General features: G+C 58.7%; 22 protein-coding genes. 7 read left to right on the top strand and 15 right to left on the bottom strand.

Annotation, left to right across the window (positions count from 1 at the left end; all coding sequences use genetic code 11):
• Positions 1-69: 69 nt before the first annotated feature.
• The gene (locus D3870_RS06490) at positions 70-516 is read right to left on the bottom strand and encodes a CBS domain-containing protein (protein ID WP_119737641.1); all 447 of its coding nucleotides are present in this window, start codon (positions 514-516) and stop codon (positions 70-72) included.
• A gap of 169 nt (positions 517-685) precedes the next feature.
• Between D3870_RS06490 and D3870_RS06485 the strand changes: the two genes are divergently transcribed.
• The 3 genes from D3870_RS06485 (at position 686) to D3870_RS06475 (ending at position 3,238) form a co-directional block, all read left to right on the top strand.
• The gene (locus D3870_RS06485) at positions 686-1,996 is read left to right on the top strand and encodes an O-acetylhomoserine aminocarboxypropyltransferase (protein WP_119737639.1); all 1,311 of its coding nucleotides are present in this window, start codon (positions 686-688) and stop codon (positions 1,994-1,996) included.
• Between the two features lies 1 nt (position 1,997).
• Entirely contained in the window at positions 1,998-2,804 is an 807-nt protein-coding gene (locus D3870_RS06480; RefSeq protein WP_119737637.1) for an alpha/beta fold hydrolase, read from the top strand.
• A gap of 116 nt (positions 2,805-2,920) precedes the next feature.
• Complete coding sequence (locus D3870_RS06475) at positions 2,921-3,238, top strand: Mpo1-like protein (RefSeq protein WP_119737636.1); 318 nt, start codon at positions 2,921-2,923, stop codon at positions 3,236-3,238.
• On the opposite strand, the gene D3870_RS06470 is transcribed toward D3870_RS06475, so the two are convergent.
• Complete coding sequence (locus D3870_RS06470; protein WP_119737634.1) at positions 3,235-4,533, bottom strand: YihY family inner membrane protein; 1,299 nt, start codon at positions 4,531-4,533, stop codon at positions 3,235-3,237. The two genes, D3870_RS06475 and D3870_RS06470, sit on opposite strands and share 4 nt — an antisense overlap.
• A 69-nt stretch (positions 4,534-4,602) precedes the next feature.
• Between D3870_RS06470 and wrbA the strand changes: the two genes are divergently transcribed.
• Genes wrbA through D3870_RS06450 form a run of 4 tightly spaced genes read left to right on the top strand, consistent with a single transcriptional unit; the run spans position 4,603 to position 7,443 of the window.
• Entirely contained in the window at positions 4,603-5,211 is a 609-nt protein-coding gene (gene wrbA, locus D3870_RS06465; protein ID WP_119737632.1) for an NAD(P)H:quinone oxidoreductase, read from the top strand.
• On the top strand, positions 5,211-5,606 hold the full coding sequence (locus D3870_RS06460) for a DUF2069 domain-containing protein (RefSeq protein WP_119737630.1): 396 nt from the start codon (positions 5,211-5,213) through the stop codon (positions 5,604-5,606). Before wrbA ends, D3870_RS06460 begins: the two co-directional genes overlap by 1 nt.
• The gene (locus D3870_RS06455) at positions 5,603-7,009 is read left to right on the top strand and encodes an FAD-binding oxidoreductase (protein WP_119737628.1); all 1,407 of its coding nucleotides are present in this window, start codon (positions 5,603-5,605) and stop codon (positions 7,007-7,009) included. Before D3870_RS06460 ends, D3870_RS06455 begins: the two co-directional genes overlap by 4 nt.
• An 11-nt stretch (positions 7,010-7,020) precedes the next feature.
• Positions 7,021-7,443: a DUF4124 domain-containing protein gene (locus D3870_RS06450; protein WP_147375721.1), complete on the top strand. Its 423-nt coding sequence runs from the start codon at positions 7,021-7,023 to the stop codon at positions 7,441-7,443.
• Positions 7,444-7,519: 76 nt separating this feature from the next.
• Here the strand turns inward: D3870_RS06450 and D3870_RS06445 are convergent, their stop codons facing one another.
• From D3870_RS06445 to D3870_RS06385, 13 genes are all read right to left on the bottom strand, one after another.
• Positions 7,520-7,948: a DUF6691 family protein gene (locus tag D3870_RS06445; RefSeq protein WP_119737625.1), complete on the bottom strand. Its 429-nt coding sequence runs from the start codon at positions 7,946-7,948 to the stop codon at positions 7,520-7,522.
• 9 nt (positions 7,949-7,957) lie between these two features.
• A complete protein-coding gene (locus tag D3870_RS06440; RefSeq protein WP_119737623.1) occupies positions 7,958-8,389 on the bottom strand; it encodes a YeeE/YedE family protein in 432 nt (143 codons plus the stop codon).
• Positions 8,386-8,712: an ArsR/SmtB family transcription factor gene (locus tag D3870_RS06435; protein WP_119737621.1), complete on the bottom strand. Its 327-nt coding sequence runs from the start codon at positions 8,710-8,712 to the stop codon at positions 8,386-8,388. Before D3870_RS06435 ends, D3870_RS06440 begins: the two co-directional genes overlap by 4 nt.
• A gap of 264 nt (positions 8,713-8,976) precedes the next feature.
• Positions 8,977-10,515: a methyl-accepting chemotaxis protein gene (locus D3870_RS23020; protein WP_119737619.1), complete on the bottom strand. Its 1,539-nt coding sequence runs from the start codon at positions 10,513-10,515 to the stop codon at positions 8,977-8,979.
• A 115-nt stretch (positions 10,516-10,630) separates the two neighbouring features.
• Positions 10,631-11,116 carry a thioredoxin family protein gene (locus D3870_RS06425; protein ID WP_119737617.1) on the bottom strand — a complete coding sequence of 162 codons (486 nt, stop codon included), beginning with the start codon at positions 11,114-11,116 and terminating at the stop codon, positions 10,631-10,633.
• A 12-nt stretch (positions 11,117-11,128) separates the two neighbouring features.
• A complete protein-coding gene (locus D3870_RS06420) occupies positions 11,129-11,647 on the bottom strand; it encodes a TlpA disulfide reductase family protein (protein WP_119737615.1) in 519 nt (172 codons plus the stop codon).
• Positions 11,648-11,727: 80 nt separating this feature from the next.
• Entirely contained in the window at positions 11,728-12,285 is a 558-nt protein-coding gene (locus D3870_RS06415; protein ID WP_119737613.1) for a rhodanese-like domain-containing protein, read from the bottom strand.
• A 53-nt stretch (positions 12,286-12,338) separates the two neighbouring features.
• Entirely contained in the window at positions 12,339-14,051 is a 1,713-nt protein-coding gene (gene soxB, locus D3870_RS06410) for a thiosulfohydrolase SoxB (RefSeq protein ID WP_119737611.1), read from the bottom strand.
• Between the two features lie 214 nt (positions 14,052-14,265).
• On the bottom strand, positions 14,266-14,880 hold the full coding sequence (gene soxX / locus D3870_RS06405) for a sulfur oxidation c-type cytochrome SoxX (RefSeq protein WP_119737609.1): 615 nt from the start codon (positions 14,878-14,880) through the stop codon (positions 14,266-14,268).
• 11 nt (positions 14,881-14,891) lie between these two features.
• Complete coding sequence (gene soxA, locus D3870_RS06400) at positions 14,892-15,698, bottom strand: sulfur oxidation c-type cytochrome SoxA (RefSeq protein ID WP_119737607.1); 807 nt, start codon at positions 15,696-15,698, stop codon at positions 14,892-14,894.
• Between the two features lie 100 nt (positions 15,699-15,798).
• A complete protein-coding gene (gene soxZ / locus D3870_RS06395; protein ID WP_119737605.1) occupies positions 15,799-16,110 on the bottom strand; it encodes a thiosulfate oxidation carrier complex protein SoxZ in 312 nt (103 codons plus the stop codon).
• A 79-nt stretch (positions 16,111-16,189) separates the two neighbouring features.
• Positions 16,190-16,651: a thiosulfate oxidation carrier protein SoxY gene (soxY, locus tag D3870_RS06390; protein ID WP_119737603.1), complete on the bottom strand. Its 462-nt coding sequence runs from the start codon at positions 16,649-16,651 to the stop codon at positions 16,190-16,192.
• A 62-nt stretch (positions 16,652-16,713) separates the two neighbouring features.
• Positions 16,714-17,148 carry a pseudoazurin gene (locus D3870_RS06385; RefSeq protein WP_119737601.1) on the bottom strand — a complete coding sequence of 145 codons (435 nt, stop codon included), beginning with the start codon at positions 17,146-17,148 and terminating at the stop codon, positions 16,714-16,716.
• Between the last annotated feature and the right edge of the window lie 76 nt (positions 17,149-17,224).

Raw genomic sequence — 17,224 nt, 5'->3', positions numbered from 1 at the left:
CCATTCAGGGATAAAAAAACCGTTCCGGCTGCTGTCGCATCGGGAACGGTCTTGTTCGGCCGGGACGGGCTATTCGTCGCCTTCCGCCGGCCAGTCGCGGATATACGCCTTGAGCATCTTGTTTTCGAAGCTCTGCGCCTCCAGCACGGCTTTTGCGACATCGTAAAACGAGATCACGCCGAGCAGGGTCTTCGCCTCCACCGCGGGGACATACCGCGCATGCTTTTCCAGCATCAGCCGCCGCACTTCATTGACCTCGGTGTCAGGTGTGATCGTGATCGGGTGGTCATCCATGTGCTTGCGCACGGTGTCGGAGCCGACCTCGCCCTTGTTGCGATGCAGCGTATTCATGACTTCGCGGAAGGTCAGCATCCCGACCAGTTCGCCGAACTCCATCACGACCAACGAGCCGATATCCTTTTCCGCCATGGTGTTGACCGCATCGAGCATCGGCGTATCGGGCGTGACCGTGTAAAGAATATTGCCTTTGACTTTCAGGATTTCGGATACTTTCATGGAGCGATCCCCAGTGGGTAATGAGTCATTATGACCTTTGAAATGTAGCTTAAGCGGCAGGAAAAATCCAGCGTCGAGCTGGCGCAAATCCGCTTCGATTCGCGCCAGCGTTCAATGCTACGATTGAGTTGACTCAACACAGAACAACCATCCGGAGACAAATATCCTCATGAGCACGCCCAAATATCCGGGGTTCGACACCCTGTCCCTGCATGCCGGTGCGGCCCCCGATCCGGCAACCGGAGCGCGCGCAACGCCGATTTACCTGACATCCTCGTTCGTCTTCAAGGACTCGGACCATGCCGCGTCGCTGTTCAACATGGAGCGCGCCGGGCATGTTTATTCGCGTATCTCCAATCCGACCAATGCCGTGCTGGAAGAACGCATTGCGGCGCTTGAAGGCGGCGTGGCGGGTATTGCCACGGCAAGCGGACAGGCGGCGATGCATCTCGGACTGGCGACCATCGCGGGAGCCGGTTCGCACATCGTGGCGTCACGCGCGTTGTATGGCGGCTCGCAAAACCTGCTGGCGTACACCATGAAGCGCTTCGGCGTCGACACGACCTTCGTCGATCCGCGTGATCTCGATGCATGGCGGAATGCGATCCGCCCGAATACCAGGGCGCTTTTCGGTGAAACGCTCGGCAATCCGGGACTGGACGTGCTCAATATCCCGGAAGTCGCCGCGATTGCTCATGAGCATTATCTGCCGCTGATGGTCGATGCGACCTTTACCACGCCCTGGCTGTTGCGCCCCTTCGATCATGGCGCAGACCTGATTTTCCATTCCGCGACCAAGTTCCTGTGCGGCCACGGCACCGCGATCGGCGGCTTGCTGGTGGATGGCGGCACCTTCGACTGGCAGAAGGCCTATGAAAAAACCGGCCGCTTCGCGGAATTGTGCGAGCCGTACGACGGCTTTCACGGCATGGTGTTTTCCGAGGAATCGTCGGTCGCGGCATTTTCGCTGCGGGCCCGGCGCGAAGGCCTGCGCGACTTCGGTGCGGTGATGAGCCCGCACAATGCCTTCGCGATATTGCAAGGCATCGAAACGCTGGGTTTGCGCATGGAAAAGCATGTGGCCAACACGCGCAAGGTCGTCGAATTCCTCGCCGCTCATCCCGCCGTTGAGGCTGTGTCCTATCCCGAACTGGAATCGCACCCCGACCACGCGCTGGCGAAGACACTGCTGCCCAAGGGCTGCGGCGCGGTGTTTTCGTTCAGCATCAAAGGCGACCGTGCGGCAGGACGCCGCTTTGTCGAATCACTCAAGATTTTTTCCCACCTCGCCAATGTCGGCGATGCCAAATCGCTGGTGATTCACCCCGCGTCGACCACGCATTTCCGCGTGCCAACCGAACAACTTGCCTCATCCGGCATCACCGAGGGAACGATGCGGCTATCGATCGGACTGGAAGATGCGAACGACTTGATTAAAGACCTCGGGCGCGGCCTGAAGGCGTCGCAAAAGGGAGCCTGACATGCAATTCAATATTCAAGGACAGCAGGCGTATTGCTACACCGGTGGCAAGGCATTCAATCCGGCATTGCCGACCGCCGTATTCATCCACGGCGTGCAAAACGACCATTCCGTCTGGGCATTGCAGACGCGCTATTTCGCGCATCACGGGTTCGGCGTACTCGCGCTCGATCTGCCGAGCCACGGTCGCAGCACCGGCTCGCCGCTGCAAAGCGTCGAGGCGATGGCCGCCTGGCTGTTTGCCGTGCTGGACGCTGCCGGCGTGCGTCAAGCCACGTTGATCGGACACAGCATGGGCTCGCTGGTCGCGCTGGAAGCCGCATTCCAGAACCCTGATCGCGTCAGAAAAATCGCCATGGTCGGCACCGCCTATCCGATGAAGGTGTCCGATGTGCTGCTCGATGCATCGAAGAATGATGAGCAGAAAGCCATCGACATGGTGACGATCTGGTCGCACTCCTCCATCGCGCAGAAACCGTCGTTTCCCGGTCCCGGCTTTTATGCGATGAACGGTGACCTGCGCTTGATGCAGCGGATTGCACAGCAACATGGCGAACGCGTTTTTCATACCGATTTCTCCGCATGCAATGCCTATGCGAATGGCGAAGCGGCGGCGCAATCCGTGAAGTGTCCAGTGCTTTTTCTGCTTGGAAAAAATGACATGATGACCATGCCCAGACATGCCGGCACGTTGGTGAAGGCCATGCCGCATGCAGAGATGGTTCAGCTCGACAACTGCGGCCACGCGCTCATGGCGGAGCAGCCCGATGCAGTCCTCGATACCTTGTTCGCCTTCGCAAAAAAATAGCAATACGGCAATGCATGTGCATGTGCATGGCATGCCCGAATTGTTGGCAGGAATTCCGGTTGCAAAATCGCGATGCACGACTACATTGAAATCAGAACAACATCGAGGAGACGTCCATGCCGACCGTTCTGAAGAATGAGTTCGAATCGTTTGCCGATTTTTATCCGGTTTATCTGAGCGAGCATTCGAATCGAACCTGCCGCGAGTTGCACTTCGTCGGTTCAACCCTGGCATTGATCTGCCTGGTTGTTTTGGCGCTGACAGCCAATCCGTGGTGGCTCTTGGGCGCACTTGCATGCGGTTACGGCTTTGCATGGCTGGGGCATCTCGCCTTCGAGAAAAATCAGCCGATGACCTTCAAGCACCCGCTCTATTCCCTGATGGGCGATTGGGTGATGTACTGGCAAATGCTGACGGGGCAGGACACTTTCTAGACGGTTTTCGTCCTGGAAAAATAGTCGGCAAGCGGCTGATTCAAGCCCCGCGCCACGACTTCCTCGACGTGCACGACAAGTTTCGGATTGCCCGGCGGATTGAACACAAACATGCGGTAAATCTCCGCCAATGTCAGCTGATGCGGGTTGGCGAGCAAGGTCCAGTGATCCAGTCCTTGCGTGATGCGCTTTCCCCATTGCGCGCGCTTGGCCCCTTCCGCCTTGAGCCGTCCGACCCAGCCGGCGTCGAGCATTTTTTCCAGCAAGGCTTCCGATTCGTCAAAGCCCAGATGCGTCCGGGCGCGGATGGCTTCCGCATCGACGGCGGCGATGTTGCCATTCTCTCGTGCCTCGTACAACACACCCAGCACTGACATTGCGTCGACGAAAGCGCTGCCGGGTGCGGCCACATGCCACCATCGCTCATACTTGACGACCGGAAGCGCCGCGGCGATGACGGCACCAAGAAGAATGATCAACCAGGAAAGATAAATCCACACGAGAAAGATCGGCATCGCCGCCAAGGCACCGTAGACGACCGTGTAAGTGGGAAATTTCGCCACGAATACAACGAAAATACGCTTCGCGATTTCGAAGGCCGCCGCCGCCACCAAACCACCGCATGCCGCATCGCGCCAGTCGATGATCCGATTCGGCACCGCGATATACAGCAGCGTGAAGGCGCCTGTTGTCAGCAGGATCGAAATCAGCGTGTAGAACACCGTACCGAGCAGCGGCGCATTGCGCACGACGCCATCGGTTACCGTGAAAAGATCCGACGTCACGCTGATGGATACGCCAATGAACAACGGCCCGAGCGTCACCACCGCCCAGTACACAACGAGGCGCTGCGCAAACGGCCGCGATGCCTTGACGCGCCAGATCAGGTTGAACACCCGGTCGATCATCAGCATCATCGCGACAGCCGTGACGATCAACGCCACTGCGCCGAATGCGGACAGGCGCGTCGCCTTGCTGGCGAACTGGTTCAGATAGCCGAGGATCGTGTTGGCGATCGTTTTCGGCATCAGGCTCTGGATGAAATAGGCTTCCAGCGAGGTGCGGAACGTATTGAACAGGGGAAAAGTCGTGAAGATCGCAAATGCAATCGTCAGCATCGGCACCAGCGCCAGCACGGTCGTGAAGGTCAGGCTGCCGGCAACTTGGGGCAGGCGTTCCTCGTTGAGGCGGCGTCGCGCGAAATGCAGGAGATCGCGCACGTCGCTCCATGAAACCTGGCGGAATGCCGGCGAATCTTCCGGCAACAGGCGATGTGCAATCGATCGATACGACATGGTAGTTTGATGCGATGAGGTTGGTCCGTACTGAAATGTCCGGGCTGTAAAGCATCCTATAATACCAAGATGAAAGCATCCAATCCGACTATCCTTGTTCTATATTACTCACGACATGGTGCCACGCGCAGGCTTGCGGAGCTGATTGCGCAAGGCGTGGAGAGCGTCGCAGGCTGCGATGCCCGCCTGCGCACCGTACCTGCGGTGTCGACCGTGATCGAAGCGACCGAACCGGAGGTGCCGAAGGAAGGCTCGCCCTACGTTGAATTGAAAGACCTCGAAGAATGTGCGGGCCTGGCGTTGGGATCGCCGACCCGTTTTGGCAATATGGCGGCGGCAATGAAGTATTTCTGGGACGGCACGAGTTCCCAATGGCTCTCCGGCACACTGTCCGGCAAACCCGCCTGCGTGTTCACCTCCACCGGCAGCCTGCATGGCGGCCAGGAATCGACCCTGCTGTCGATGATGCTGCCGCTGATGCATCACGGCATGCTGCTGCTCGGCTTGCCTTACACCCAGCCTGCCTTGATGACGACCGCCAGCGGCGGCTCCCCCTACGGTGCCACACACTGGTCGGGGATCAACGGCACACATCCGATATCTGAAGATACGAGGGCGCTGACCATCGCGCTCGGCAAACGACTGGCGGAAGCCGCTTGCAAATTGAGAGGCTCCTGATGCAACAGAATTCCTTGCAAAAAATCCTTTACACCGGCGCAGTGACGAGCCTGGTTGCCCTGATTGCGCTATGTGTCGCGTGGGAACTGGTGCTGGCGCCATTGCGTCCGGGCGGATCATGGCTCGTGCTGAAAGTCATTCCGTTGTTGATACCGTTACGCGGCGTATTGAAGCGCGACATCTACACCATGCAATGGTCGTCGATGCTCATTCTGCTGTACTTCACCGAAGGGATCGTGCGCGCGACGAGCGATGCCGGGTTGTCGGCCACACTCGGCTGGATCGAGGTTGCGCTGACATGCGTGTTCTTCTTCTGCTCGATTCTCTATTTGCGGCCGTACAAGCGCGCCGCGAAAGAACTGGCGCGGCAGGCTATTCAAAAAGCATCCAAATGAACGACTTTCTCAATAAGTGCCGCGAGGCGATCGGGGCCGCCTTTGTCTTGACCGATCCCGCCGATACCGCAGCTTTTCTCACCGACTGGCGGCGACGCTTTACCGGCAAGGCGCTGGCGGTCGTGCGCCCCGGCTCCGCTGATGAAGTTGCGGCCCTCGTCAAGCTGTGCAACCAGTTCAAGGTGCCTATCGTGCCCCAAGGCGGCAACACCGGACTCGTCCTCGGCAGCGTGCCGGACGAGAGCGGCAAGGCGATCGTGCTTTCCCTGAACCGGCTCAACCGCATCCGGGCGATCGACACGATCAACAACACCATGACGGTGGACGCCGGCTGCATTCTGGAACATGTGCAGAATGCGGCAGCGCAGGCCGATCGTCTGTTCCCCTTGTCGCTGGCAGCCGAAGGCAGCTGCACCATCGGCGGCAACCTGTCAACCAATGCCGGCGGCACGGCCGTGCTGCGATACGGCAATACGCGTGAACTCTGTCTGGGACTGGAAGTTGTCACCGCGCAAGGCGAAATCTGGAACGGATTGCGCGGACTGCGCAAGGACAACACCGGCTATGACCTGCGCGACCTGTTCATCGGCGCCGAAGGGACGCTGGGCATCATCACCGCTGCGGTGATGAAACTGTTCCCGCAGCCACGCGCGCAGCTGACGGCGTTTGCCGCCATGCAAACACCTGACGATGCCCTGAAGCTGTTGTCACTGGCGCAGGAAAAATGCGGTGCAGCGCTGACCGGCTTTGAATTGATGTCGGACTTTTGCCTGCAACTGGTTGCGAAGCACTTCCCGCATATGCGCCCGCCCTTCCCGCAGAACTATCCGCAGTATGTGCTGCTGGAACTCTCCGACAGCGAATCGGAGACGCACGCGAACGAAATGCTGGAAGCGGTCATCACCGACGCGCTGGAGCAAGGCATGATCGAAGATGCAGCAGTCGCCTCCTCGATCGCGCAATCGAAGGCGCTGTGGAATCTGCGCGAGCATATTCCGCTGGCGCAGGCGGAAGAAGGCAAGAACATCAAGCATGATGTATCGGTGCCCATTTCGCGGATCGGCGACTTCATCCGCGCAACGGATGTTCAGCTGCAGGAACAGTTCCCCGGCTGCCGGCTGGTCACCTTCGGCCATCTCGGCGACGGCAATCTGCATTACAACGTATCGCCGCCAGAACACGATCCCGCCGATGCCTTCATCGAGAAACAGGAGGCGATCAATCGCGTGGTGCACGACAGCGTGCATCGGTTCGATGGTTCGATCTCTGCCGAACATGGATTGGGCGCATTGAAGCGCGATGAAATTCGCCGCTACAAGTCCGAAGTCGAAATGCATCTGATGCAAGCCGTCAAGCGCAGCCTTGATCCGCTGGACATCATGAACCCGGGTAAAGTTGTATGAGGATCAGCCACATGATGCGTACCGCGTTGCTATCGCTGCTTGTTTCGGTTTCCGCTCCCGTCTTCGCGATCTACAAATGCGACGTGAATGGCAAGGTGACTTACAGCGACGAGACATGCCCGGGCGGCAAGGCGCTGAACATCAACAGCATGCCTTCGACAGATGGCACTGCAGCGAAGCGGCAGTTGACGGAGGATGAAAAGAAACTGAAGCGTCTGGAAGACCAACGCCACAAGCGCGAAGCAAGGGAAGAGCGAGAGCAGAACCAGATCGCGCGTGCCAATGCAGCGCAGCGGAAAAAATGCAGCTCTCTTGCACAGCGCAAACGGTGGGCCGACGAAGACTTTGCCGCGACGGCTGGCAAGGCAAGCGAGAAGGCAAGGATCAAGGCGCGACGCGCAGGCGAGCAATACAACCTGGAGTGCGGCCTGTAGCTGAATGACCGAAAATCGGGGAATCGGGCACTCCAACAGCCTGCGCTGGAGTCGCTCAACCCGGCAATCAACCCGATCAGCCTGCCCTGCGTGCAAACATCTTCGCGCTCAATTCAAAGAGTGCCATCCCGCCCAGCATCGCAAGCACAAACAGAATCACCTTCCCGCCGCCTACCGCAACATTGAGCAGCGCAGGCCCCGGGCAAAACCCCGCCAGCCCCCAGCCAACGCCAAACGCGAGACTGCCGAGAACGAGGCGGCGGTCAATATGCCGTGAAGTCGGTAGCTGCATCGGCTCGCCCAGCAGCGAATTCGCCCGCCGGCCTGCAAGACGAAATGCCAGGAAGCCTACACCGATCGCCCCTGCCATCACGAATGCCAGCGATGGATCCCACTTCCCGGCCAGATCGAGAAAGCCGATGACTTTAGACGGGTCTGCCATGCCGGAAAGGATCAAGCCTCCGCCAAATACCAGGCCTGCCAGCAATGCGAATAACAATTGCATGTCCGTTCCTTATCCGACTACGTGTCTTGCAACATACACAGTAAGAAAACCGGCACTCATGAATGCCGCCGTGGCCACCATCGAACGAGGCGACAGCCGCGACAGGCCGCACACGCCGTGACCGCTCGTGCAACCAGATCCGTATCGGGTGCCAACACCAACGAGGATGCCGGCCAGCACAATCAGCCCGGCGCCAGTATCGATATGTACGGCTGGCAAAGGCGCAAAGAAGCCATACACCAGCGGGGCAAGGATCAAGCCGATGATGAATGCCGCGCGCCAGCCGACATCGCCCTTCCTCGGGCGCAGCAAGCCTCCCAGTATTCCGCTGATGCCGGCGATCCGTCCGTTGAACAGAATGAACATCGCGGCGGCGATACCGATCAGGATGCCTCCTGCCAGCGACGACCACGGAGTAAAGTTGCTCCAATCTATCGTCATGCTCGTTTCCCTTTTGTTTTTGCGCAGTATCGCTGGTACAGAACCTGGATGACTGCCCTTGCATCGTCGCTGCCGAGAGCGTAGTAAATCTGCTTGCCGTCGCGGCGGGTAATGACCAGTTCCTCGTCGCGCAACACGCCAAGCTGCTGCGACAGCGTGGGTTGCCGTATGCCGAGCAGCTCTTCCAGCTCGCTCACGCAATACTCGCCCTGCGAAAGCTGACAGAGCAGCAGCAGCCGGTCAGGATTCGCCAGTGTTTTCAACAGGCCGCACGCTTGTGACGCGGCCCCTCTCAATTTATCCAGATCGAGTTTTTCAGGCATGCCGATTCAAATTATTTAAGCTGCATACACTATATCATTTTATATTATGTTTTGCGGTGATTTGTATCGGAACTGCCGCGTCCTGACGAACGACATGCTGGTCGGGATAGCCTGCGACGCACCGGTGTGCTGGCACAACCGAAGCCGGGATTGGATGTGAGGGAAGGAAAAAGAGAAGCCGCGGGCCGACACTGCAAACCGGGGCGGGAACATGTGCAGGAAAGCCGGAACCGGCCCCCTGCCTGCTCGAATTAGCGGTCGCTACTATGCGTGCCTGGCGAGCCTGAAACGCGCCACGGTTGCGGTCAGGGTGGCCGCCTGATCCTGCAGGCTTTGCGCCGCCGCAGCCGCCTGCTCCACCAGTGCGGCATTCTGTTGCGTCACCTCGTCCATCTGCGTGACAGCCTGGTTGACCTGCTCGATGCCCGCGCTCTGCTCGTCGCTTGCCGCAGTGATCTCGTTCATGATGTCGGTCACGCGCTTGACCGAAGCAACAATTTCCTCCATGGTCTGACCGGCTTCGTCGACCAGGCTGCTGCCGGCATCGATCTTCTCGACCGAGTCACCGATCAGTTCCTTGATTTCCTTTGCCGCGCTTGCGGAACGCTGTGCAAGATTCCGCACTTCCGTTGCGACGACGGCAAAGCCGCGTCCCTGTTCGCCGGCGCGTGCCGCCTCGACTGCAGCATTCAACGCGAGAATATTGGTCTGAAACGCGATGCCATCGATCACGCCGATGATGTCGACGATCCTGCGCGAACTATCCTTGATAGAACCCATGGTATCGACCACTTTCGACACCACATCCCCGCCCTTCACCGCCACATCGGATGCACTCGCGGCGAGTTGATTGGCCTGACGCGCATTCTCGGCGTTCTGGCGCACGGTACTTGTCAGTTCCTCCATCGAGCTCGCGGTTTCTTCGAGGCTCGACGCCTGCGACTCCGTGCGTGCAGAAAGATCGGCATTACCGGTCGCGATCTCGCGCGAAGCGGTATCGATGGTATCGGCCGCCCGCTTGATGTCGGTGAGCGTCTGGCTCAATTTCTGTCGCATCGCATCCATTGCAAAGAGCAGGCTCGATCGGTCCTTTGGTCCAAGCATCACGGCCGAACCGAAATTGCCGGAAGAGATTTCGCGCGCAATGCCTGCCGCATAATCCGGCTCGCCGCCAAGCTGCTTCATCACATTTGCAATGAGCCAGGCGAGCAGCGCGCCACCCACGATGACCGCAAGTGCGGCCAACACCACACTCGTGACCAGCATGCGGTTGGTGAAGCTCAGCATGCCGGACTTCTCGCCTGCAACGTCAGCGTTCTTGGTCTTCACGAATTCCATGAGCCGCATGCGCATCTCGCGCCATACCGGCGTTTCTTCCTTGCTGATGATCTCGATTGCCGCTGCGCGATCCTGTGCCGCAGCGGCGACGATCTTCTCATGCAGGGGGCGTTGCTTTTCGCGCAGCGTGGCGACCTCGTTCAGCATCTTCAGAACCGGCGGCTCGCCTTGTGCCAGCTTGATGGCAAGTTGGTGGGCTTGCGCAAATTCCTTGCCGGCGTCTTCAAGGTTCTTGTACGCAAGCTTGTTCGTATGGTCCATCACGATGTTGCGCACAGCCTGTCCCATCTGCAGGCCCTGCGCATACATGCTGGATGTCGCCTGCAGCAATGCAAGGTCTTCATCGAGAAATGTCTCGAATCGCGCCTTGGTGGTTTGCATGCCGGTGAGCGCGAATCCCAGTGCGAGGATGAAGAGCAGGAATGACAGTCCCGTGCTGAGAATCAATCTGGTTTTCAGTTTCATGTTTGTCTCTTCAATTTACTGATTACAGTTTCGGTAAATTGATTACGGCAGTGCAGTACGCATATTTAGTCCGGCCACGTATTTTCCGCAGTGATTCGGAGTGCGCCTGATCCCTTCATTGCGCAAACCCGAGTTTCTTTGCCGACTCGTCGAAGGCATTTTCCAGATAGCCGCCATACAGTCCCGCAGTGTCGCCGCCAATGATCGGCTGCGTCAGCAAACGGCCCGACGCGTCGAGAAACACGACGGTCGGCGCGAAGCGGATATGCAACTCTTTCGCGATCGATTGGTGGCTGGCCTGCTCGCCATGAAAACCGACAAGACTCTTCGTGCTGGTGATGTCAATTTCGCGGATGATCGGCCGCTCTTTTTGCGTGCTGTCGCGCAGCAGGGGCAACAGGTAGTTCTGCCTCACCACCTGGCAGAATGCACAGCCCGGCAGAGAAAAAAGGATGACGACAGGCTTGCCCTCGCGGCGCGATTGCGCGCCGTCACGCTGCAGATCGACAGGCGCCGGAATCGCGGGCGCGCCGCCTTGCGCATATGTATACGCACCCGAGATCCCGCAGGCCAGCAATGCAATGAAGCAGCGACGGATCATGTGCGAATCCTTTCATTTCTCTCGAGCGAAGCGCGCGATGTCGTCGAAGTCTTCATCGAATATCTCGCCAACGTCAACGCGGTGCAGCCTGCCCTGCTTGTCAAAAACATAGTTGACCGGCAATCCCTTGCGCTTGCCGAGGACACGTTCCAGCGCCGAAAAATCGGTCGTGACCGGATGCATCAGCTTGTACTTCTCCACCCATATCAAGGCCTTCGATTTTTGCTCCGGATCCTTGTCCTCAATGTTGACGCCGATCACGATCAGCTTGTCGGCATTGTCGCGGTACAGTTTCTGAAGCTTGGGCGCTTCATTCATGCAGAACGGGCAGGTGGATGAAAAGTAACTGAGGACGACGACCTTGCCGCGCAGCTTCGCCGGATTGATGATCGTCCCATCCAGCGTGCGCAGTGCCGGCAGAACCGGTACATCACCCACTCGCGCCCCGGCAGCGTGAAGCCCGCCTACAAACATCAACAAAGGGAGCAAGACGAGAAACGCACATATGCGTTTGACGATATCGGCTTTCATGTCATTGTTTCCTCACCGCGCCACTTTGCAAAAAGCCGTTATCCAGGCGAACGACGGGATAACGGCATCACGGCCGTCAATCAATACTTCGGAAAATACAGCTTGTTCTTGTCCAGCTTGTAGCTCCACGGCAGACTCGCATTCTTCCATCCATTCACGACACGCTGTCCTGACTGCGTCCCGTCCTTCGCCAGATCGCCCTCGAATCCATCCACCACGCTGTACACCTTGGCGTAGCCGAGATCCTTGAGCAAGTTGGCGGCACGTGCGCTGCGATCGCCGGAGCGGCACATCAGGATGATCGTGTCGTCCTTGCCGAGTCCCTTTGCCGCCAGACGGCGCGCCAGTTCCGGGCCGAAGTCGCTGTTCACATCAAGCTTGAAGCGCCCATTCTTGTCATCCCAAGGCGCATCGTCCGAATGCTCGACATAAGGAATGTGCGCATCGGCTACGGTCGCCATGCCGACATAAGCGATTTCCGCGCGGGTGCGGACATCGACGAAGTAAGCCTTGTCGCCCAGTTTCTGCTTGAGTGCGTAAGCCTCTCCGGCGTCGAGATACAGTGCCGCTTTGGTCTGCTTGATTTCGGGAACGCGTGCGGCGTCCACCGCAAGCGCATCGAGCGATGCGCCTGCCATGCTTAACCAAAGCGTCGAAACAAGCGCGATTCTTTTTGCATGCATCATTGACCTCACAACGCGATGCCGGGATTGCCTTCCATCCCGATGATGCGCGGCGTGTTGAGCTTGCGTGCCTTGACCGTCTTGTTGGTGCGCAGCCATTGCGCGACGACATCCCATACGGGTTCGCCCTTGGCACCCTCTGCCACCGGTGCCCAACCGGCCACCTTGTATGTCTTGCCGGCTTCGACCGGCTTGCCGTTCAGACGCATGTCCTGGATACGCGCCCCCATCTTCGCTTTCGGATCGATGGTGTAGCTCATGCCACCGACGCGCACCATGTCCCCGCCCTGCTGGTAATACGGGTCCGGGTTGAACAGATTGTCGGCCACGTCTTCCAGCACGGTCTTGATGGTGTCGCCGCTCATCTCGGTGAGCGTGCTGTACGAGTAAGTAGTCGCGGTCTGATCCATCAGATGCTCCATCAGGATCGGACTGTTCGGCAGCAGTGAAGTGCCCCAGCGGAAGCCCGGCGAGAACGCGATTTCCGCACCCTTGACGTCCATCAGCGCATCGACGATCAACTGGTCGAAGGTGCCATTGAAGTTGCCGCGGCGGTACAGCGTGCCTTCGGTCATCGCAAGCTGTTCATTCAGTTTGGACTCGAACGGCGCGCGAATCTTCTTGATGAGCGCATCCATTTCCTTGTCGGCCGTCAGGAAGTTGGAGAACACCGGCAGCAGATGGTATTTGAAACCCTGCACCTTGCCGCCGCGCACGTCGAAGTCAAGCATGCCGAGGAACTTGCTGTTGCTGCCAGCATTGGTCACCAGCGTCTTGCCGCCGGCGTTGTCGACGATGACAGGTGCCGGAATGCCGTCGTGCGTATGGCCACCCATGATCGCATCGATGCCACGCACGCGCGACGCCATCTTGATATCGACATCCATGCCGTTGTGCGACAGCACAACCACCACCTTTGCGCCCTTGGCGCGGGCTTCGTCCACCACCTTCTGCATGTTGTCGTCCTGGATGCCGAAGCTCCATTCCGGCACCATGTAGCGCGGGTTGGCGATCGGCGTGTACGGGAATGCCTGACCGATGATCGCGACGGGTACGCCGTTCATTTCCTTCATCACATACGGGCTGAACACCTGGTCGCCGAAGTCGGTCGTCTTGATGTTCTGCGCGACGAAATCGACCTTGCCCTTGAAATCCTTCTCGACGATTTCCATCACGCGCTTGTCGCCAAGCGTCATTTCCCAGTGCGCGGTCATCACATCGACGCCGAGTTTCAGACACGCGTCGACCATGTCCTGACCGTTGGTCCACAGTGCGGTCGCCGAGCCTTGCCAGGTATCGCCGCCGTCGAGCAACAGCGCACCCGGTCGCGAAGCCTTCATGCGCTTGACGAGCGTGGCCAGATGCGCAAATCCGCCGACCTTGCCGTAGGTTTGCGCAGCCTTCTCGAAATTCAGATACGAGAACGCATAGGCCTGCGCCGTATTGGGCTGCACACCGACCTGCTTCAACAGCTTCTCGCCAACCAGATGCGGCATGCGGCCGACCGCCTCGCCCACGCCCAGATTGACACTCGGTTCGCGGAAATAGATCGGCTGCAGCTGGGCATGACAGTCGGTGAAATGCAGGAAGTGCACATTGCCGAAGCGCGGCACGTCGTACAGCTTGTCGGCTGATGGCGCCGCCAATGCGGTTTTGGCGTTGAGCGCCATGCCGCCGGCTGCCGCGATTCCCATCACCTGCATGAATTCACGACGATTCATACCCATGTCTGTTCCTGTTCCTTAAACAAAATTGATTCTTCCAAGCAGTAGGTGGGCACGCAGTGTCCACGCGGCGTCTGCTTGATCTACGGAGAGCATTCAGTGATTTTTCTACATGCTGTCGTTCCGAGTGAAACGAGGAATCTCATGCATATGCGAATGCATTGGGCATTGAGATTCCTCGCCGCGCTCGACATGACGCAGCACAGTGCGCTTACTTGTTCGCGGGCGACGCCGGATCCAGCAGCAAGGCCATCACGTCCTTGAGCTGCTTCTCGTCCAGAATGCCCTTGTGACCGAAGCGCGGCATGTTGGAACAGGCGCTGAAAGCCTGAGCGTTGTAGATCTTGGCCCAGGTGTATTTCAGAATCTCTTCGCTCTGTCCGCGCAGCTTGCCGTACTGATAGAGCGACGGCCCGATGTTGCCGAAAGAGATTTCCTCCTTGGTGATCTGGTGGCAGGCGTAGCAGTTGCCACCGTTCGGACTGCCGACCTTGTCCGACGATTGCATGCCCCTGCCATTCTGCGCGATCTTCTCGCCTTCCTGCCACTTGCCGAGGTACTTGCCGTCGGCCGGATACTTCACCAGCTTCAGCTGCTCGGCTTCGATCTTCTCCGCGACTTCCTTCGGTCGTTCGGTCGGGTATTCACTGCACAGACGCTGCGCCTCATCCTGGTTGACGATGCGATCGAGCGTGGCCGGCCCCTTCGACTTGAAGTCTGCCTTCATCAGGTCCAGCGCCGCCTTGCCGTAATCGGTGTCGGCCGCCATGGTCGCGCAGCCCGCCGCAGTGACGGCAACTGCCAATACGATGCCAATACGTTTCATGTCGCGTCTCCTTATCGTTTCAGCGCGGGAGCGTTGTACACGCCGCCGTCTGCATTCTTTGCGAGGAACATCGTGACCGCCGTGATCACGTCGGAAGCGTATGCAGGCTCGGGGAAACGCTGCTGGCGGAAGCAGTCATACAGGCGATGCTGCATGGTCCGCACCTCGCCCTGCGAGACGCGATACGCCGGCCACGTGGTGTACGCTGCCTGCGCATTGGTCTTGTTCAGGATGTTCGGCAGCTCCTGCAGGCGAATGCGCTGACCATCGACGGAGTGGCAGGTGGCGCAGGCAAAATCATGCGCGCCGCCACGATGGAAGAAAATCTTCTGGCCGATTTCGTATGCGCGCTTTTCCTGCGGATGTGCGGTCGAGACGCTCATCTTCATGCCGCGCGACTCGGCGGTGATGTAGGACACCAGCGCCTCGATGTCGGAAGGGTTGCCGGCGGAGCCGAACGGTGTCTTCGTCGCCTGCTCGCGCGTCAATCCCTGCAAGCTCATGCGGCAATGCATGAGACGCTGCTCGAGGTCCATCACCTTGTTGACGTCCTTGAAGTAGCGCGGGAGTTCCACATATGCGCCTTTGACGACGCCGGGCCCCTTGCCCAGATCGCACTGTTCGAGAGAAACCTTTTTGGGACCGGTCGCCGTCTTCCACAGTTCCTCGCCACGCATCTCCCACAGTTCTGCGGGATTGCCGTCGGCCAGTAACTGGCGGTACTTCGCGATCTCGTCGGTGGTCGAAGTCTGGGCCATCGCCGGTGCGGCCGCGCCCAGTGCCGCCGCCATGAAAATGAACAATCCTTTGCGTCTCATCACGTCTCCTTGGATTAGAAATAACGCGGTCTGTGCCACTTTTTTCGGTCAAGCGCGGACCAGCCTGCGCCTGATACCGGATTGAATTGCGTGGAGCCGATCACGCAACCACAGCTTCGTCGGTGCGCGTGTCGCCCTTGTTGTCCACCCAGGTGACCGCGATCTTGTCGCCCTTGTTGCCGCCCTTGAACTTGAAGGACAGGAACGGGTCCTTGGACACCGATGTGCCCATTTGCGCGTCCAGCACCACCTTGTCGTTGCATTTCGCGACCAGTGTCTGGATGAAGTGCGCCGGGATCGCCTTGCCGGACGAGTCCTTGCGTTGGCCGGTTTCCATGTCGTGACGGATCAATACCTTTACCTCGACGACGTCACCAGTTGCGTTTGCGCGAATGCGCATCGGATTTGCCATGATGAATTCCTTAGTTTGATAGTTTGAAGATGCAAGCCTGCCGTGCTTGTCAGCACCAATCAGCGCCAGTCAGCGACCATCAGCCGCCGCAGCCGCCCAGCGTCACCTTGATTTCCTTGCTGGCGATGAGCCACTTGCCGTCGGCCTTGACCAGTGCATGCACATTGGATGTGCCGCCCATCTTCACGCGCGTGCTGACCGCCGCTTCGGTGCCGGCGGGGATGTTGAAGCTTGCCGACAAGGGGTTCGGATTCTTCTCCACCAGAATGGCGATGAATTCGGTATTCGGCGCCGCGCTCGTGACGGAAACCGGCACGACCGCGCCATTCTCTGCGATGTCCGGACCATTCACCGCGACATCCTTGCTGACCGCGAACTTGTCGGCGCCAATCGCCTTGATCGCATCTTCCAGGCTCTTGGCTTCGAATACGCCAGCCTTCCACTCGGCGGCGAACACCTCGGAAGGATTGATCAGGCCGGCCGTGATTGCCAGTCCGAGCACAGAGGTTATGCGCAGCATGTCGCGTCGATTCTGGTTCATTACTTTCTCCTCTCAATGAATTGACGAGGCGACCTGCCCCGCCAATGTTTTCAGTTGCCGATTTACTTTACCTGCTCCAGCGCCTTCGTCAAACGATCCTTGTTCATCACAAAAGTCTTGGAGAGCTTTTCTGATTCCTTCTTCGCGTCGTCGAGGTTGGTCGGCTTGCCGACCTGGATCACGCCGGCCATGCCCATCATCTTGTGCGGGTCGCAGACATAGACGTACACGCCTTCCTGATCGAGCTGCACCGCGATTTCCTCGTCCATCTTGCCCTTCCATGGTTTCGCGCCGGCCGGCACGATCGCGGAGGCACTGTTGTGCGACGCATCGACCTTGACGAACTTGACCGTGTCGCCCTTTGCCACCTTGAGGAAGGAAGGCTCGAACACCATCGTGCCCTCCTTGCCACTGTTGAGCATCTTCACCTGATGCTCGGCAGCGAATGCGCCGAGCGACAACAGTGACAATGCGGTAGCCAGTACAACTTTCTTCATGCATCTCTCCCTTGTTAACGTAATTGTCATCGCGCGTTCATATGCATGGAGCAACGCGATGCTTGCCTCTTTATTC

The organism is Noviherbaspirillum cavernae (genome assembly GCF_003590875.1).
Classification (GTDB): Bacteria; Pseudomonadota; Gammaproteobacteria; order Burkholderiales; family Burkholderiaceae_D; genus Noviherbaspirillum; species Noviherbaspirillum cavernae.
The sequence above is the reverse complement of the archived record's forward strand: the minus strand, read 5'-3'. Positions and strand labels throughout refer to the sequence as shown.

Excerpts from the sequence above, each read along its gene's own strand:
- D3870_RS06415 (WP_119737613.1), bottom strand. The coding sequence starts at position 12,285 with ATGGCAGGCGCATCGCTCGATGCGCTTGCGGTGGACGCCGCACGCGTT.
- D3870_RS06490 (WP_119737641.1), bottom strand. The coding sequence starts at position 516 with ATGAAAGTATCCGAAATCCTGAAAGTCAAAGGCAATATTCTTTACACG.
- D3870_RS06435 (WP_119737621.1), bottom strand. The coding sequence starts at position 8,712 with ATGCCTGAAAAACTCGATCTGGATAAATTGAGAGGGGCCGCGTCACAA.
- D3870_RS06450 (WP_147375721.1), top strand. The coding sequence starts at position 7,021 with ATGATGCGTACCGCGTTGCTATCGCTGCTTGTTTCGGTTTCCGCTCCC.
- D3870_RS06425 (WP_119737617.1), bottom strand. The coding sequence starts at position 11,116 with ATGATCCGTCGCTGCTTCATTGCATTGCTGGCCTGCGGGATCTCGGGT.
- D3870_RS06480 (WP_119737637.1), top strand. The coding sequence starts at position 1,998 with ATGCAATTCAATATTCAAGGACAGCAGGCGTATTGCTACACCGGTGGC.
- wrbA (WP_119737632.1), top strand. The coding sequence starts at position 4,603 with ATGAAAGCATCCAATCCGACTATCCTTGTTCTATATTACTCACGACAT.
- D3870_RS06485 (WP_119737639.1), top strand. The coding sequence starts at position 686 with ATGAGCACGCCCAAATATCCGGGGTTCGACACCCTGTCCCTGCATGCC.
- D3870_RS06440 (WP_119737623.1), bottom strand. The coding sequence starts at position 8,389 with ATGACGATAGATTGGAGCAACTTTACTCCGTGGTCGTCGCTGGCAGGA.
- soxX (WP_119737609.1), bottom strand. The coding sequence starts at position 14,880 with ATGAAACGTATTGGCATCGTATTGGCAGTTGCCGTCACTGCGGCGGGC.
- D3870_RS06420 (WP_119737615.1), bottom strand. The coding sequence starts at position 11,647 with ATGAAAGCCGATATCGTCAAACGCATATGTGCGTTTCTCGTCTTGCTC.
- D3870_RS23020 (WP_119737619.1), bottom strand. The coding sequence starts at position 10,515 with ATGAAACTGAAAACCAGATTGATTCTCAGCACGGGACTGTCATTCCTG.
- D3870_RS06470 (WP_119737634.1), bottom strand. The coding sequence starts at position 4,533 with ATGTCGTATCGATCGATTGCACATCGCCTGTTGCCGGAAGATTCGCCG.
- D3870_RS06475 (WP_119737636.1), top strand. The coding sequence starts at position 2,921 with ATGCCGACCGTTCTGAAGAATGAGTTCGAATCGTTTGCCGATTTTTAT.
- D3870_RS06385 (WP_119737601.1), bottom strand. The coding sequence starts at position 17,148 with ATGAAGAAAGTTGTACTGGCTACCGCATTGTCACTGTTGTCGCTCGGC.
- soxY (WP_119737603.1), bottom strand. The coding sequence starts at position 16,651 with ATGAACCAGAATCGACGCGACATGCTGCGCATAACCTCTGTGCTCGGA.
- soxZ (WP_119737605.1), bottom strand. The coding sequence starts at position 16,110 with ATGGCAAATCCGATGCGCATTCGCGCAAACGCAACTGGTGACGTCGTC.
- D3870_RS06460 (WP_119737630.1), top strand. The coding sequence starts at position 5,211 with ATGCAACAGAATTCCTTGCAAAAAATCCTTTACACCGGCGCAGTGACG.
- soxB (WP_119737611.1), bottom strand. The coding sequence starts at position 14,051 with ATGAATCGTCGTGAATTCATGCAGGTGATGGGAATCGCGGCAGCCGGC.
- D3870_RS06445 (WP_119737625.1), bottom strand. The coding sequence starts at position 7,948 with ATGCAATTGTTATTCGCATTGCTGGCAGGCCTGGTATTTGGCGGAGGC.
- D3870_RS06455 (WP_119737628.1), top strand. The coding sequence starts at position 5,603 with ATGAACGACTTTCTCAATAAGTGCCGCGAGGCGATCGGGGCCGCCTTT.
- soxA (WP_119737607.1), bottom strand. The coding sequence starts at position 15,698 with ATGAGACGCAAAGGATTGTTCATTTTCATGGCGGCGGCACTGGGCGCG.